3 protein-coding genes are annotated in these 18,827 nt (G+C 52.0%); all 3 read right to left on the bottom strand.

From position 1 onward, the window contains the following. Positions 1-7 precede the first annotated feature (7 nt). From H4O21_RS04010 to H4O21_RS26085, 3 genes are read right to left on the bottom strand one after another with little or no spacing between them, the layout of a single operon-like run. The gene (locus tag H4O21_RS04010; protein ID WP_182807551.1) at positions 8-4,753 is read right to left on the bottom strand and encodes a non-ribosomal peptide synthetase; all 4,746 of its coding nucleotides are present in this window, start codon (positions 4,751-4,753) and stop codon (positions 8-10) included. Next, positions 4,750-15,366, bottom strand: coding sequence for a non-ribosomal peptide synthetase (locus H4O21_RS25745; protein ID WP_182807550.1), 10,617 nt, complete (start codon positions 15,364-15,366; stop codon positions 4,750-4,752). The genes H4O21_RS04010 and H4O21_RS25745 overlap by 4 nt, the downstream gene beginning before the upstream one ends. Next, the gene (locus H4O21_RS26085) at positions 15,366-18,515 is read right to left on the bottom strand and encodes a salicylate synthase (protein WP_182807549.1); all 3,150 of its coding nucleotides are present in this window, start codon (positions 18,513-18,515) and stop codon (positions 15,366-15,368) included. The genes H4O21_RS25745 and H4O21_RS26085 overlap by 1 nt, the downstream gene beginning before the upstream one ends. Positions 18,516-18,827 lie beyond the last annotated feature (312 nt).

The following is an 18,827-nucleotide window of genomic DNA, read 5'->3' as shown; positions in this document are numbered from 1 at the left end:
TGTCTCCTTATGCAGGGCTGACCTGACTGATAGAGGTGTTAGTTGAGGTGTTATCTGTTACGTCATCCGGCTTTTGTTGATCGCCATCATCCGAAGCGGTACGTTCTGAGATACCCGCACGCTTAAGGGCTTCCTCACCAAAGAAGTGACGTACCATAGGGATAAAGTAGTTACGGTCAATCTCATACGGTTGATGACCGTACTCCGCCAGTGCCGCCTCGGTATTATCAATGCGATACTGGTGATGGCCGCCCTGATCCATACCATGTTTGAAGTAACGGTTGATAAAACCACGACCGAAGCTGTCAGCCAGTTGCTGATCCCAGGCCGCAAAGTCCATCGCTTTAAACTGACAGCCCAGTTCATTCAGCCAGCGATAGATCTGTTCGCCGGTATGACTGTAGCGGGATACCACATGGAAGTTTTTACCGGTCTGATCAATAGCCTTGTGGCTGATCATAGCGATAGAGCGAGCCACCACATTGACCGGCGTGGTACTGATCAGAATGCGTGATTCCGGATATGCCGCTACGCTCATACAGGTGCGGAAGAACTTCACAAAAGCATCATCGTTAATATACGGCGTTTGCTGAGTATCATCCCAGGTGATAGCACCAGAGCGATAGATATTCACCGGCAGGTTTTTATCCCTGGCCATATAGAACAGCTGCTCAGCCATATATTTGGTGTGCTCATAAGTCAGTTCAGGCTTATGCCACGGGGCCATAGGAGAGGTAGACTCAGGCACAGGTGGCTCACTTTCATCATAAGGCAGACGATAGTGCACACCTATGGTAGACATATAATGCACAGGTTTAACGTGATGGGTCGTGGCCAGTTCAATCGCATTAGCCGAGCCCTTCACATTGATCGGATACAGGCCGGACAGCGGTGCGATCAGGCTGATCAGAGCAGCGATATGCATCACTTTATCGATATTTTCTGCCAGCCACTGATACTGAGTATCATCCAGACCATAGCGATCGTTGATCAGATCGCCCGGAATAATATGCACACGCTCACGATCAATCTCCAGCGTCATGCCTCTTTCTTCTGCCATCTGCTGCAGACGGAAGTAACCGTTCTCTTCATCATTACAGCGGATCAGACAGTAGATAGTATCCTGAGTCTGTTCCAGCAGGGATTTAAGAATATAACAGCCCAGATAGCCAGTGGCTCCGGTCAGAAAGATATTCTGCGGCCCCTTGTCCTGTTCAGGCTGATACGGCAGGGCCTGATCCAGATTACGCAGAGAATGATCGGCTAAGTCTTCCAGTCTGATGGACTGACGGAAAGCTTCCTCTTCATCCTCAGCCAGCTGCAGAGCGTTGACCATATCTCTGAATACAGGGTTGTTGAAAATCAGATCGATATTCAGCACAAAGCCTTCTTCTGATAAACGGTTCAGCAAACCGACTGCGGTCAGGCTGGAGCCACCGATCATAAAGAAGTCATCCCCTCGGGACACCTGCTCAACCTGAATCAGTTCCTGCCAGATCGCGGCCAGTTTCTGTTCAATCTCATCATCCAGTGGCGCTTCGTAGCTATCCTGATGGACAGGCTGATCTTTAAATACCTGCTTAAGGGTGGTGCGATCAACCTTGCCATTTTTGCTGAGTGGAATCTCTGCCAGAGTTCTGACAGCAACTGGCATCATATAACCGGGCAGAACATTTTCCAGATCCATCTGAATACGTGTGGTCAGGTGCTCGTCATTGCTGGAGCCGGAAGTCTGATAACCCAGATTCAGTACAATAGCAGCCACCAGATCCACCGGATCAGGGCGTACCAGCGCTACGGCCTGCGCAATATATTCCAGCTCATTCAGCGACGCTTCGACTTCACCCAGTTCAATACGATGGCCCCGGATTTTGATCTGATTATCCTGACGCCCCAGAATCTCAATCACACCATCGGCACGATAACGACAGATATCACCGGTTCGGTACAGCCGCTCTCCGGTTTCCGGATGAGTGATAAAGCGTTCTTTGGTGCGCTCCGGATCATTAACAAAGCCCAGCGCCACACCCGGACCACCGACCAGCATTTCACCAGGAGTCCAGTCCGGACATTCCTCAAAGCGCTCATTCTGGATATAGAGCTTGTGATTACTGAACGGCGTACCGTACGGAATGCTGGTAGCGTGTTCCGGCACCTCTCCAATGGGGTTGTAGATACAGGTGACAGAGATCTCAGTAGGTCCGCCCAGACTGTTCAGATTCAGTGCAGGCAGTTTCTGACGGATCTTAGGTGGCAGTGTGACCGGAATCCAGTCACCAGAGATAAACGCCAGTCTCAGGCTGGAAATATCGGTATCAGATTCCCGGTCATGCCAGGTCATCAGCATCTGCATATGTGCCGGTACTGAATTCCATACCGTCACCTTATGCTGTTGAATAGTGCGAGCCCAGCAACCCGGATCACTGCGCCACTGACCTTCCGGCAGTACCAGCGCGGCTCCGGCTGTAAAGGTACAGAAAATATCCAGTACTGACAGGTCAAAGCTGTAATTGACCAGCGCCAGGGTTCTGTCATCCGAATTAAAACCAAACTGACGATTGAAGCCAACAATGGTATTTCTGACGCCCTGATGACTCAGCATCACGCCTTTAGGTTTACCTGTTGTACCCGAGGTATACAGAATATAAGCCAGCTGGTTAACGGTATCGGCCTGCAGGCCCTGAGCCACAATCTGCCTGATCTGTGTGGTTATGGTATCCGTATTAGCGCTTTCTGTCAGATCGGCCGGGGTCACCAGTGTATCAACCAGGATGCACCGGCTATTCTCTGGCCAGTTCAGTTCCCGATGCGCCGGATCGGTAACGATCAGTGTGGTATCAGAATCCTGAATAATGCTGTTACGGCGCTTCTCCGGCTGAATAATATCAATCGGTACATAGGCACCGCCCGCCAGCAGAATGCCCATAATAGCGGCGATCTGAGCCGGGCTCTTATCCAGAAATACCGCAACGGGCTGACCGGGTTGACAACCAGCACTTTTCAGCTGGTCGGCAACAGACAGAGACCAGACTGCCAGTTGACGGTAACTCCATTGATGCTGACCACAGATCAGCGCGACAGAATCAGGCTGGTTCAGCGCATGATCACAGAACCCCTGATGCAGATAACCTTTCGGCAGAGGCGCATTCTTAGCATTATTCTGTTGGTGTCTCAGCGATGTTGTACTGTCCGGTAAACGTACAGGACGTGTACTGAGCCAATGCTGACTATCATTAGCCAGAATTGTCAGCAATTGTCTGAAAGCAGCAAATGCCTGTTCAATAACACCCGGCTGGAATACGTCGGTGCGGATATCCCAGTCGATATGCAGCGCTTCCCGGCGTTCCGTTGCCTGGCAATCCAGCCAGACCTGTGGTGTCTGAGTAATACCGTAATTCAGACGGGCATTGTGCATAAAATCATTACGGGGCAGGTCATTCCCTGTCACACCCACCGTACTGGTAAACACGACCGGAATCAGCGTATTGCTTTGATTCAATCGGGTCATTTCTCGCAGTACTTCAATACCGGTAAAGTCGCTGTGAGCCATATCCTGCCAGAGCTGTTGCTGCAGGGCCCTGGTTCTGTCGATAAAGGTGTTGCCACGCTGATCGTTAACTTCCAGTACATTAACCGCAATAAAATCACCGACCACACGACGAACATCCGGATGATTATCGGGGCGGTTCAGTAGTGTCAGGTTGATGCAGAAATCACCCTGACGTGACCAGCGGCGCAGCACTTCTGTAAAAGCGTTCATGACCACAGCAGACGGCGTGATTTTATGTTCATTAGCAAGGTGGCAGAGCTGCTGCCACTGAGTTTTATCCAGCTCCAGACTTAACCGGCGGAAGCTGTCGCTGCTGCTATCTTTCTCCGGAAGCCCGGCAGAGGAAGGCTGGGCTAATGGCAGTTCTGGCGCACCAGGCAGCGTGGCAACACGCTGCATCCAGTAATCTTTATGCTGCTGATAACGGGCCTGAGTATCCGGACGATTTCTGGCCTGCTGGCTATCCAGCAGAATATCCCGGAAAGTCAGAGCCAGCGGAGGGAACTCCTGATCGGGGTGATCATACAGATCTCCCAGTTCTGCCAACAGAATCTGAATACTGGCAAAGTCAGCAATCAGCAGATCTGTAGAGTGGTGCAGAATAGATTTGTCATCGTGGGACGACAGACGCAATTCATAGAGCGGCCAGCGTTCAGAGTCATAACAGCGAAATGCCATCTTCTCACGTACAGCCTGCACAGCCTGATCAAAGTCCTCAGCACACTGACCCATCAGATCCTGGCTGATCACTGGTGGCAGGGTGACATTTTTCAGCACCTGCTGCTGACCATCTGTGCCGATCACCGCACGCAGCATATCGTGGCGCAGAATCAGTTTGTGCCAGGCCTGCTGCAGACGTTCGTGGTCCAATCGGGGCAGTTCCAGCTCAATATAACTGTGGCAACCCACGCCACCCAGTTCATAATTATTTCGGCGTCCGACAATATAAGCCACCTGCAGATCGGTCAGAGGAAATGGCTCATAACGGTTTTCCGGGTCAATCTGAATACCAGTGTCTTTATTATCCGAAGACAGGTGATCAATAAATTCCTGTTTTCTCTGTTTGATAATCTGACGATATTCTTCTGTCAGGGCCCCGACGGGGGCCTTGAATCTGAGTTGCTGGTCTTCGGTCCACAGATGGACGCCCATGGCCTTGAGTTCGTCAATAATCTGGCTGACAGCTCTGGTCATGTTGCTCATAGTAAGCCTTCCTCAAAAATATCCTGTGTATCCGTGGTTTGCGACAGAGCTTGCCACTGTTGTTGAATCTGCTCACTTAAGGCAGCGATGGTCGGTGACGTAAACAGAGTAATCAGTGAAACGGCTTCCGGACTGACCCTTTGCTGATGCAGTTGCTGCACAATCTGAGTAGCGCTCAGACTGTCGCCACCAATCAGGAAGAAGTCATCGGTTCTGGAAATACGTTCTCTTTTCAGTACCTGGCACCAGATCCGCGCAACATCGGCTTCCAGCTCATTTTCCGGAGCCTGATACGCCTGTTGTCCCTGGAGCTGATCCGCCATCAGAGTCGTGATCTGTTTGCGATCGACCTTACCGTTGGCGCTGAGTGGAATTTCAGATACCGCAACCAGCGTGGCGGGCACCATATATTCTGGTAGCAACTGCTGCAGAGCAGTTTTGATCGCATTAGTGTCCAGCGCCTGTTCGGTGCCTGATTCTGCTCCCTCTGTCATGACAGCGGCAGCCAATGATGGCGGCTGCCCCTCTGGTTTCACGGTTACCGCAACAGCCCGACTGATCTCTGGCAGTGTCAGCAGTGCTGTTTCGATTTCGCCCAGCTCAATACGATGGCCCCGGACTTTCACCTGATAATCCAGACGGCCCAGGAACTCCAGGTGGCCATCTGGCCAGTAGCGCCCCTGATCTCCGGTTCTGTACCAGCGGCTGGTATTTGTTGCACCGTTCTGAACGGATTCAGCGTTTTCTGCTGAAGCAAAGGCTGCGGGTTGCTGAACCGTAGCGGTTTCAGCCAGCACAAAACGTGATGCGGTCAGGTCGGTATCACCCCGATACCCCTCAGCCACACCGATACCACCAATCCAGAGTTCACCGGCAACCCAGTCCGGGCAATCCCGCCCCTGAGTATCCACCACGCGATAGTGCTGGTTTTCCAGCGGCTTACCGTATGGCACGGATGTCCAATGTGGTGGCAGAGGCTGACCAGGTTCAAAGGCATCAAATGAATTGGACCAGATAGCCGCTTCTGTTGCGCCACCCATCGCAATCAGACGGGTCTGATGAGAAGCCTGGGCAAACAGGCGGGATGGCAGGTCCAGACCAATCCAGTCACCCGATAGCATCACTTGTTCAAAGGACAAGCGAGGTTGAAAGGGCAGCAGGGTGGCAGATGCCTGGTTTTCAGCCACGACCAGCAGCATATCCAGCAGTACAGGAACAGAGTTCCAGACGGTGATCTGATGTTGTTGCACCAGATCCAGCCAGATCGCCGCATCCCGGCGTTGCTCCTCTTCCAGCAGTACCAGAGCACCACCGGTACTGAGCAGGCCAAAGATGTCATAAACCGACAGGTCAAAGTCCAGTGCAGATACCGCCAGTGCCCGGCTTTCCTGATGAACGCCATAACGCTGGTTGATATTATCGATGGTGTTAGCAGTGGCTCTATGTGCCATCTCCACACCTTTAGGTTCACCCGTCGAACCTGAGGTAAAGATGATATAAGCCGATGCTTCTGGCGCGACATCAACAGGTGCTGACAGAGGCGTCAGGCTTTCAGCCTGAGCCATATCCAGGTAACGCACCACTCTATCTTCTGCTTCATCTGATGCTGGATTTTCCGGTAAGAACTGAGCGGAAGTCAGCACCAGCTTAATACCAGCGGTCTGATGAATCCGGGCCTGTCGGCTGTCAGGCTGATGCACACCAATAGGCACATAGCAGCCACCGGCAGCCAGTACACCAAATACCGCAGCGATCTGATCAGTGCCTCTGGGCAGAGTGATGGCAACCGGATCACCGCTTTGCAATCCCTGTTGCTTAAGCAACTGAGCGATGCGCAGGGCCTGATCGGCCAGTTGACCGTAACTGATGCTCTGATCCGATGCGATCAGTGCCGTTCGTTCCGGTGTCTGTTGCGCAGTAGCGAACATCGCCTGATGCAACAGATGAGGCTGATACGGCGTATGAGTCTGATTGACCTGCTGACGGATCATACACTGGTCTTCTGGCAGAGCAGTTTTCAGAGGTTGATCCCATTGTCCAGCCAGGGTGTTCAGCAGCTGGATAAACTGGCCGAACATGCTGTCGATCAGACCATCCGGGAAGAGTGCATCAACACTATCCCAGGAGATCATCAGTTCACCCTGATGCTCATACATCTGGTGATCCAGCCAAACCTGTGGCGTTTCAGACAGCCCGCCTCCAGCCAGATCCGGGAAGCCTGCTACCGATTTCTCCTCCAACAGACCATCGGCCATTCCCAGAGTACTGGTAAAAACAATCGGCAAAGCCGCAGCAACCAGATCCATCTCCCGGGCACGTTCACGCTGTACCCAGATAGATGAGATTTCACGGTGCTCCAGCGCGCTGGCGATTTCATCCTGCACCTGCTGGCTTAATTGCAGCAGATTTTTCTGGTTATCCGGGTGATAGGCCACAGGTGCCAGAGAGGTAAAGTCACCGACAATCCTGTTGATATCCGGGTGAACCGGCTGACGGTCAAATAATGTCAGGTTGATCGTATGGGCTTTACCACCGTTCCACTGGCTGAGAATCTCACCATATGCAGTCAGAATCAGTACCGATGGTGTAATGCCCTGATCACGGGCTGACTGACGCAGCTGAGCCCAGTTATCCCGATTGATTCTGGCTTCACGGCGAGAAAAACGTGTGTCCTGCAAGGTTCGTGGATCTCTTGCCAGTGGCAGAGCAGCGGCCATAGGCAAGTTTTCCAGCTTGTTGTACCAGTAATCTTCTGCCTGAGCTAAAGCCTGAGGATCAGGTTTAACCTGATTAACATAATCCCGGAAGGACAGATCAAAAGCAGGCAACTCCACATCCGGATTCTGATAAAGCTCAGCCAGTTCATCCAGCAACAGCTTGATACTGAAGCCATCCAGAGTCATATAGTTAAACAACAGCCCCAGACGACAGCGATTCTGACCGTAATGCACCGCTTTTATGGCAAACAGAGTGGTCTGTTCATTATCATTCTGCTGCGTAATCCGGTTGTTTTCAGACCAGTACTGCCACCAGCTGTCGAGTTGTGCACGGGCATTATCCTGATCAGCATAAACAGTATGATCGCTATCAACCTGAATGCTTTCGACAGCGTCTGCAGGCAGAATTTGCTGTTCACCCTGAGGGGTAATTTTCACCCGCAGCATCTCATGGCGCTGAATCAGGGTGTTACAGGCCTGTTCCAGTTTCTGCAGGTCAACCGCTTCACCATCCAGCTCAACCAGATAATGGGTGCCACAGTTCAATGGCAGTCCCGGAGACTGGCCCATCCAGTAAGCGCGCTGCACTTCGGTCAATGGGAATGGCTCAAAGCGCTGTTCCGGCTGTGCTATAACGTCCTGTTGCATAGCTGCCTGACTAGTCTGATTCAGTTCTGCAGCAAAGGTCTGCAGTTCCGGATTAGCAAACAGTAAGCGCAGTGGCTGTTCAGCACTCAGTCCCTGCTGACGCAAGCGAGCGATAACTTGTGTCGCCAGCAAGCTGTCACCACCCAGGGCAAAGAAATTACTTTCACGACCGATCTGGTCAGTATCCAGCAGCTCCTGCCAGAGTGCAGCAACCACACGTTCATTATCGGTTGCGGGTGAGGTCAATTGCTGGGGTTGTGCACTGACCTGTTCTGCCAGCAGTGCTGTCACCTGCTTGCGATCCACTTTGCCATTAGCGCTGAGTGGAATCTCAGATATGCTGACCAGAGTGGTCGGAACCATATAATCGGGTAGTAGCTGCTGCAGAGCGCTTCTGATCCCATCAGTATCCAGAATCTGAGCGTTTTCCTCTGTTGTGACAGCGGCAGCCAGCGATGGCTGTTGACCATCCGGTTTAACCGTTACAGCAACAGCCCGGCTGATCTCTGGCAATGTCAGCAACGCCGTTTCGATTTCACCCAGCTCAATACGATGACCCCGGACTTTCACCTGATGATCCAGACGGCCCAGGAATTCCAGATGACCATCGGGCCAGTAGCGGCCCTGATCTCCGGTTCTGTACCAGCGGCTGGTATTTGTTGCACCGTTCTGAACGGATTCAGCGTTTTCTGCTGAAGCAAAGGTAACCGGTTGCGGGATAGTATCTGTCTCTGCCAACACAAAGCGAGCAGCGGTCTGCTGGCTATCGCCCCGATACCCCTCAGCCACACCGATACCACCAATCCAGAGTTCACCGGCAACCCAGTCCGGACAATCCCGACCCTGAGCATCCACCACGCGATAGTGCTGGTTTTCCAGCGGCTTACCGTATGGCACAGACGTCCAGTGTGGTGGCAGAGGCTGACCGGGTTCAAAGGCATCAAATGAATTGGACCAGATAGCCGCTTCTGTTGCGCCACCCATCGCAATCAAACGGGTCTGATGAGAAGTCTGCGCAAACAGGCGGGATGGCAGATCCAGACCAATCCAGTCACCCGATAGCATCACTTGTTCAAAGGACAAGCGAGGTTCAAAGGGCAGCAGGGTGGCAGATGCCTGGTTTTCAGCCACAACCAGCAGCATATCCAGCAGTACAGGAACAGAGTTCCAGACAGTGATCTGATGTTGTTGCACCAGATCCAGCCAGATCGCCGCATCCCGGCGTTGTTCCTCTTCCAGCACCACCAGAGCACCACCGGTACTGAGCAGGCCAAAGATGTCATAAACCGACAGGTCAAAGTCCAGTGCAGATACCGCCAGCGCCCGACTGTCCTGATGAACACCATAACGCTGGTTGATATTATCGATGGTGTTAGCAGTGGCCCTGTGTGCCATCTCCACACCTTTAGGTTCACCCGTCGAACCTGAGGTAAAGATGATATAAGCCGATGCTTCCGGTGCAACATCAACAGGTGCTGACAGAGGCGTCAGACTTTCAGCCTGAGCCATATCCAGATAACGCGTGCTGCCATTATCCGAAGCCTCATCCCGCACTGAATTTTCCGGTAAGAACTGAACGGAAGTCAGCACCAGCTTAATACCAGCGGTCTGATGAATCCGGGCCTGTCGGCTGACAGGCTGATGCACACCGATAGGCACATAGCAGCCACCGGCAGCCAACACACCAAATACCGCAGCGATCTGATCCGTACCACGAGGCAGAGTGATGGCGACCGGATCACCGGTTTGCAGTCCCTGCTGTTTAAGCAGCTGAGCAATACGCAGCGCCTGATCAGCCAGCTGACCGTAACTGACGCTATGATCCGATGCGATCAGTGCCGTACGCTCTGGCGCCTGCTGCGCGGTAGTAAACATCGCCTGATGCAGCAGGTGTGGCTGATACGGCGTATGAGTCTGGTTAACTTGCTGACGAACACGCAACTGTTGTTCCGGCAATGTCAGTTTGAAATCTTCAGACCAGTCCTGCTGTACCAGAGCCTGTAACAGATCCAGATAAGCCTCGAACATCTGATCCAGCATCTGCTCCGGGAACAGAGCATCAACAGAATCCCAGGACAGAGCCAGTTCGCCTTTATATTCGTACAGCTGATGATCCAGCCAGACCTGTGGCGTTTCAGATAGCCCGCCTGCGACCAGATCCGGGAATCCTGCTGGCGGATTTTCAAATAACCCGTTACCCAGCCCCAGAGTACTGGTAAAGACCACCGGCAGAGCGGCAGATGTCAGGCTCATTTCGTGGGAACGTTCACGCTGTACCCAGATTGATGAAATGGATTTGTGCTCCAGTGCCTGAGCAATTTCCTGCTGAGTAGCACGTGCCTGAGCCAGCAGATTATTGCCGTGTTCAGCGTAAAAACCAACCGGTGCCAGAGAGGTAAAATCGCCCAGTACACGGTTGATATCAGCATGGACATCCTGACGGTCAAATAGTGTCAGGTTCAGGGTGTGATCATTACCACCACTCCACTGACGAATAATCTGGCTGTAAGCTACCAGTAGCAGTACTGACGGTGTGATCTGATGCTGACGGGCTTTTTCTTTCAGGGCTGTCCACTGATCAGCGCTTAATCTGGCTTCACGACGGTTAAATTCAGGGGCTGTCAGCGTGTCGGGCTCTGTAGCCAGCGGCAGTTCCGGAGCCAGTGGCAGAGTAGTAATTTTGTCCTGCCAGAAACGAACCGCTTGCTCTTTTTCTGATTCAGAGTGATCGACCTGATTCACATAATCCCGGAACGACAGGCCCGGTGTGTGAACAGAGGAGTCCGGATCATGATACAGATCGGCCAGCTGTTCGAGCAGCAGTTTGATACTGAAACCGTCCAGAGTAAGGTAATCAAAGGTGATACCGATACGACAACGGCTTTCTCCCTGAGTCCCCGTGTAATGTACCGCATTGATCTGGCATGGAGTCCAGCCTTCAGATACTGGTGCATCGCTATTCTGTTGTTGACGAGACAGTTCATGCCAGCAGTGATGCAACCATTGCTGAGCCCCCTGAGCACTGTTTTCAAGGACTATCATCTGCTTTAAGGAATCCGTTCTGCTGGTATCTGTCGCAGCGGTTGTCCCTTCTGCATTGTCAGGATGCGCGGGATCTGCTACATCGATCTGGAGAGACAGATCCTGAATATAGTACTGCTGAATGGTGGTATCAGGCACTTCGGCCAGAATTTGCTGCTGGCCTTCTGCATTCACAAAAGCCCGCATCATTTCATGGTTATGAACCAGTTTATTCCAGGCCTGCTCCAGACGTGTCAGGTCAACATCGGCACCATCCAGTTCTGTCAGATAGTGTGTACCACAGCTTAATGGCAGACCCGGAGATTGCCCCATCCAGTAAGCGCGCTGTACTTCGGTGAGCAGGAACGGCTCGAAGCGCTGTTCTGGTTCAGCAACCACCTGCTGCTGAACGGTTTGTTCAGTCTGATACAGTTCAGCTGCAAAAGCCTGTAATTCCGGTTTGGCGAATAGCAGACGCAAAGGCTGCTCTGCACTCAGCCCTTGCTGACGTAAACGGGCGATCACCTGGGTAGCCAGAAGGCTATCACCACCCAGACTGAAGAAATTACTTTCACGACCAATCTGATCAGTATCCAGTAATGCCTGCCAGAGGGTTGCGACGGCTTTTTCGTTGTCTGTTTCAGGGGCTGTCAGCTGAATGGGTTGCGTGTTGATCTGATCGGCCAGCAGAGCAGTGACCTGTTTGCGGTCAACTTTACCATTAGCACTCAGTGGAATGTCAGATACGGCAACCAGAGTGGATGGCACCATATAATCCGGCAGCAGCTGGTGCAGTGCTGCTGTGATCTCATGGCTATCCAGAGTCGCGCTTTTATCGAGAGATGTACTGTGATCCAGGGCTGCATTGCTATTCTGTGACGGCTCCGTTGCTGAGCCTTCGTCAATCACAGCAGCATCGACAATCACAGCCGCAGCCAGTGAAGGAGGCTGGCCCTCAGAAGTAATAGTGACAGCAACAGCCCGGCTGATCTCAGGCAGAGATAATAACGCTGTTTCAATTTCACCCAGTTCGATACGATGACCGCGTACTTTAACCTGATGATCCAGACGCCCCAGGAATTCCAGATGACCATCCGGCCAGTAACGCCCCTGATCACCGGTTCTGTACCAGCGACTGGTTTGAGTACTTGCTGATGCCTGTGCTTCAGATGTTCGGGACGGTACTGTGGTATCAAAGATATCACCACGGAAAACAGCCGGGTTCAGGACAGTATTTGTTTCGGCCATAACAAAGCGCGATACGGTCATATCGGTATCGCCCCGATAACCCTCAGCCACACCGATACCACCAATCCAGAGTTCACCCGCAACCCAGTCTGGGCAATCCCGCCCCTGCGCATCGACAACACGATAGTGCTGATTGGCCAGTGGTTTACCATAAGGGATGGATGTCCAGTGGGCAGGCAGGGGCTGATCCGGTTCAAAAGCATCAAATGCGTTAGACCAGATCGCCGCTTCTGTCGCGCCACCCATAGCGATCAGGCGGGTATGCTCTGATGTCCGGGCGAACAAACGCGATGGCAGGTCCAGTCCTATCCAGTCACCGGATAACATCACTTGCTCAAAAGATAATTGTGGTTCAAAAGGCAGGCTGGGCTCAAAAGATAATTGTGGTTCAAAAGACAGGCCAGATTCAGAAGACAAGCCGGGGGTAAAAGACAAGCCAGTATCAGAAGACAAGCCAGCCTCAGAGGACGCCGGATGAGCGGTAGTCTGATTTTCAGCCACGATCAGCAGCATATCCAGCAATACAGGAACAGAGTTCCAGACGGTAACCTTGTGTTGCTGTACCAGATCCAGCCAGACCGCCGCATCACGACGTTGATCATCCCTCAGTAATACCAGAGCGCCACCGGTGCTGAGCAGGCCAAAAATGTCATAAACCGACAGATCAAAATCCAGCGCAGAGACCGCCAGAGCCCGACTGTTCTGATGCACATTGTAGCGACGGTTAATATTGTCGATGGTGTTCGCAGTGGCTCTGTGTGCCATCTCAACCCCTTTAGGTTCACCGGTGGAACCCGAGGTAAAGATAATATAAGCCGATGATTCAGCAGCGACCGGAACCGGACTAGTTAATGGTGTCAGGGATTCAGCTTGTGAGATATCCAGATAACGTACATCATCCTGACCGGCTTCAGGCAGGTACTGCGATGAGGTCAGGACCAGATTAATGCCTGCGGTCTGATGAATTCGGGCTTGTCGACTGGCGGGTTGATGTACGCCAATCGGCACATAGCAGCCTCCGGCAGCCAGAACACCAAAGACAGCGGCGATCTGATCAACGCCCCGAGGCAAAGTAATGGCAACCGGATCATTCGTTTTCAGGCCTTGCTGCTGAAGCAGGCGCGCGATGCGAAGAGCCTGATCAGCCAGCTGACCATAGCTGATAATCTGATCCGCTACGATTAATGCCGCACGCTCAGGAGTTTGCAGGGCAGTGTCAAACATCGCCTGATGCAGCAGATGCGGATGATAAGAGGTCAGGGTATTGTTCGCCTGCTGGCGGCTGATGTTCTGATATTCCGGCATCAGGTCCGGGCTGTGTTGCAGCCAGTGACCTTTATCTTCTGCCAGCCACTCCAGCAGCTGTGTGTAAGCTGCGAACATATCGCTGATCAGATTATGCGGGAAGAGTTCATCGACAGCATCCCAGGCCAGTAACAAGCCATCTTCCATTTCATAAAGCTGATGATCCAGCCAGACCTGAGGGGTCTGAGAGATCATATAATTCAGCTCACCCAGGGTATTACGACAGGTATCTGTCAGCAGCGGTGTACCCAGATTACAGGCAAAAACAACCGGAGCTGAGACTCCGTCCGTTAATCCCTGACGCGCCAGATCCCGCTGAATACTGACAGCAGAATAACTGGCATGGGCGATATCTTTATACAGCTGTTTCTGTATCTGGCGCGTCCGGTTCAGAAATGGCAACGCATCCCGACAATTGCACTGCAATAGCAGTAAATTGGTAAAATCAGCGACGACATCTTCAATACCCGGATGATCGGTCTGACGGTCAAACAGTGGAATATTGAGCAGGAACTCCGGCGAAGCACTCCAGCGCGCCAGCACTTCTGCGTAGGCGCTGGCCAGTACCATGGCCGGTGTCACCTTATAGCTGGCGGCTATACTTTTCAGCGATTGCCATTTTTCTGTACTCAGCAGATGAGTCCGGCGGATAAACTCAGGTTTGCCGATAGAATGAGGATCTTTTGCCAGAGGTAACTGAGGACCAGAAGGCAGATCACTCAGACGCTGTTGCCAGTAAGTTTTATCTGCTTCGCTCTGGTTCTTTTTACGCTCTGATTCAATCGCCAGATAATGAGCAAAACGCCAGTCAGGATCAGCGGATAAAGTTGCAGCAGATTCTGGCTGATCGTTAAGGGTGTTATAAGCCTCGGCCAGATCTCTGAGCAGAATATGCAGGCTCTGCACATCAGCCACCAACAGATCCACATCGAAATGAATCCGGGTTTTACCGCCAGGCAGCAAAGAAAGCTCCAGCCCCATCACCTGACCGCTCTCAATCGCCAGTTTTCGATGGGATAACCGGCTTCGGATCAGTTGAGCCTGCTGTTCTGCCTGCTCTGCAGATAATTCGCTGAAATCATGACAGATCAGTTCCGGTAACCCGTAGTCATCCGGAATAAACTGCTGCCCTTCATCGGTGAATCTGGCTCTGAGCATACTGTGCTGTCGGATCAACTGATGCCAGGCCATTTCCAGCCGTGAACCGAGTACCTGATCACCATCAATCTCCAGATAAGCATGGCAACCATTACCGCCCAGCTCCTGGTTATCCTGGCGGCCCATCCAGTAGGCATACTGAACATCTGTCAGGTTAAAAGGCTGGTCTGAATAGCATCGATCCTGCAAATTCTGATCATCACGTGTTTTCTGCAGAAGCGCCTGAAAATCGTCTGCGCTTTCCTGCTGTGCAGCATCCTGGTTATCGGTCACCAGCAGAGATAACCAGTGACTGAGAATCGGGCGTTCAATAAGCTGGGCAAAGGTGACTCTGGCACCGGCTTTTCGCCATTGATTGACCAGTCGCATAATATGCAGAGAGTCCAGGCCCAGCTGAATCAGGTTGGCGTCTTCCTGACCATCCAGAGACACAGGTATCAGAACCTGTAACTGCCCGATAATATGCTGAGGATTCAGACGATTACTCTGATCTGAAGACGGGATCGCAGAAGACATTATGCTATTTCCTCCTCTGCACAGGCTTCATTCTGAGCCATAGCACCTTCAACCTGTACAGGAGATGTAGCAGAACGGGTGGCCAGGAACTGCATAATGCAGCTGAGTTTTTCGATGGTTTCTTCCAGTTCTCGTTCAGGACGGGACTGATCGACGATACCGGCACCGGCCTGTAACCAGCTGTTGTTATCTTCGCGATAGATGGAGCGCAATACCAGAGCAGCATCCATTGCCCCTGTGCTGTCAACAATCATGACACAACCGCTGTACCAGCCACGGGGCTGCTGTTCATAACGATAAATAGCTTCAATAGCAGGCTTTTTAGGGATACCGGATGCAGTAACAGCTGGGAACAGCGCTTCAAAAGCGTCCCAGGCATTTTTATCCTCTTTCAACTGACCTTTTACGCGGGAAGCCAGATGCTGCACACTGCCACGGCGACGAACCGCCATAAATTCACTGACCGCGATACTTTCACGGGTACAGATGCCTTCCAGCTCTTCCTGAGCCAGCTTAACCGATGCGGCATGTTCGGCGATCTCTTTGGTATCAGCCAGCAGCTCCGCCTTCAGACGGGCTTCTTCATCGGCACTATTGCCCAGAGCACGGGTTCCGGCCAGAGGCTGGGTGCTGATCCAGCCATCTGCAGAGACTTCAACCACGGTTTCCGGGCTGAAGCCGGCCAGTTGATTGTCGCCACGATTAACAAAGAACGAACGTGCCGGGGTATTCTGCGAACGTCCCGTACGATAACTGGCTAACAGATCCACCTCTTCTGGCAGAGGGATGCGGCGGGACAGAATGACTTTCTGATAACGCCTGGCCTGAATATCATCAACGGCCTGCTGCACATTGTTTTTGTATTCTGTCTGCTGATAATCCTGCAGGCTGAGATTCAGCTGATGAGCATCCAGCACCTTATTTTCACTCTGACACAGATCTTCTGCCTGATGGAACAGGCTGATCAACTGGTCCAGTTTTTCTTCGCTGATAGCCCGTAACAGCACATCATCCTGACGGATACGAATTTCATATTCAGGCACAAACAGATCCAGCAAGGTGCCATCTGCCGGCATATGCTCCAGATCATAGAAAATATGAGACAGTTCAAAGCGGGCAGAACCGTATAAGCGCCAGTTCTCTGCCGGGATAGCCTGAGTGGCTCTGGCAATCGCCTGGCACAAGCGGGGCTGGCGATAGGTTTCTGACAGAGGACCACAGCTCAGAGTTGCTGCATCTTTACTGGCCTGAAGTTGTGCGTATTGTCCGATACCAATAGACCACTCTCCGGGTTGTTCATAGATGGCGTAATGCTCTGATAGCTGGTTTCTGGCGACAGCCATAGCGATATCGATGGCGGGATAACTGGTTTTCAGATGGTGTTCGCTGTATTGAGTCATATTTTTTTCTGTATCAGATAATTGTGGGGCTGAGGTTGACGCTGAAGAAACGGCAGATGTCTGTGCTGCAGACTTTTGATTCGGTTGTACATTTTTGTCTGAAACAGGATGCGCTGTTTGTTGAGCATCAGATTGCAGGGCTTGCCTGATCAGACGCTGCTTGTCGATTTTGCCCACTGTCGTCAGGGGCCAGTGACTGACCTGCTCCAGCTGATCCGGTTGTTTATAACGAGGCAGGCCTTTATCACTCAGGTAATATTGCAGATGATGCAGATAGAATTCGGCACCGGAGGTGATAATAAAGGCACAACTGCGTTCGCCCAGACGCTCATCAGGTACAGGCACCAGTACGCAGCTTTCGATATCCGGATGCTCATTTAACAGCTGCTCAACTTCGGCCACTGCAATCTTTTCTCCGGCCCGGTTGATCTGTTCTTTAATCCGGCCTTCAACAACGATATTGCCTTCCGGTGTCATGCGTACCAGATCACCGGACTGGTAAAAGCCATCAGCAGTGAAAGTAGTGGCATTATGTGAGTCGGCTTTGTAATAGCCATGAATGGTATAGGGGCCTTTGGTTTGCAGTTCGCCGGTTTCTCCGGCCTGCACGGGGTGTCCGGCACTGTTAACAACACGAACCTGATCATGAGATGACAGCGGACGCCCCTGAGTATTGATTACAACCTCCTCCGGATCATCCAGACGGGTATAACAGAGCAGGCCTTCTGCCATGCCGAAAACCTGTTGTAATTTACAACCCAGGACAGGAGTAATCTGACGAGCAACTTCCGGATCAAGCCGAGAGCCGCCAATCTGAAGCAATTTCAGGCTGGAAAGATCAGAATCATCCCACTCACGGGCTGATAACCAGAGTTGCGCCAGAGGCGGCACCAGAGCAGTCACAGTAACCTTCTCTGATTCAATTAGCGGGAAGGTTTCATCACTGCCCGGCGTTCTGGCCATGACGACATTTCCGCCAGCACTCAGGGTGCCCAGAATGCCGGGACAAGCCAGAGGGAAATTATGCCCTACAGGCAATGCGGCCAGATAAACACTCTGCTCTGACAGGCCGCACAGTTCTGCCGAAGCAATGGCGTTATAGGCATAATCGGCATGGGTACGGGGAATCAGTTTAGGTGTCCCTGTGGTGCCACCGGATAGCAACAGCAGAGCTACATCAGTATATTGCGGCTGAGACAACGTTTCTGCTGGTAAAGGTTCATGATCAAAATCACTCAGTGACAGCCAGGTATCAGTCTCACCATCAACAATGATATGTTTCAGGCTTGAGCAGCTGGCACGGGCCTGATCGGCAAGGGAGTGATAGTCATACCCCAGAAAACGATCAGGCAGTACATAAGCCACAGGCTCGGCCTGCTGACACAAGGCAACAATATCTTTTTCTCTGTGAGCGGGCATCGCCATGATGGGCCAGGCGCCAATGCGAAACAGTGCAAATGTCAGAATGACGAAACTGGCACAGTTCGGCAATTGCACCAGCACCTTATCTCCTTGCCGGATACCGGCCTGATATAAACCGGCAGCAAGACGACTGGCCTGATGATCCAGTTGCTGGTAGCTGAGACGGTGCTGTTGATCTGTCAGAGCCGTGTTACTCCCATATTGACTGGCCCAGTGGCTGAGCCATTGCCCCAGATTTCTCTCTTGCCAGTAACCGGCTTGTTTATACCTGGAGCAATCCTGTTCCGGCGCAGGAATAAACCCTTCCGGATAACGTTGATCTGACATAAAGCACCTCCTTCAGAATGATGTGTGCACATCAGGTCTTTGACGGTCATTCGATTCAGCGCTCAGAGAAGAGCGATTGAGTTTGCAGACTATTATTGGCTTTTTATTGATAACGATTATCAATATTGCATTTTGGAAAGTAGGATAAGTAGTGCCAAAAGGCGCAGCCACTCCAATCGGGATGGATCTGCCCCTATCCGATTTTTGTGTCTGATTTAAAAACCACTACGGAACGGGGTAACAAAAATCTTTTCCGGGTAGTCGCCAGCAAGTCATGGACGCACACTTGGGGGTAATAATGAAAACGATTCC

The organism is Oceanospirillum sediminis (genome assembly GCF_014164585.1).
Classification (GTDB): Bacteria; Pseudomonadota; Gammaproteobacteria; order Pseudomonadales; family Halomonadaceae; genus Oceanospirillum; species Oceanospirillum sediminis.
Note: the sequence above shows the minus strand (reverse complement) of the source record. Positions and strands in the feature narration are given on the sequence as shown.

Bases quoted from the DNA above. Each gene is read 5' to 3' on its own strand.
- H4O21_RS04010 (WP_182807551.1), bottom strand. From the start codon at position 4,753: ATGAGCAACATGACCAGAGCTGTCAGCCAGATTATTGACGAACTCAAG.
- H4O21_RS25745 (WP_182807550.1), bottom strand. From the start codon at position 15,366: ATGTCTTCTGCGATCCCGTCTTCAGATCAGAGTAATCGTCTGAATCCT.
- H4O21_RS26085 (WP_182807549.1), bottom strand. From the start codon at position 18,515: ATGTCAGATCAACGTTATCCGGAAGGGTTTATTCCTGCGCCGGAACAG.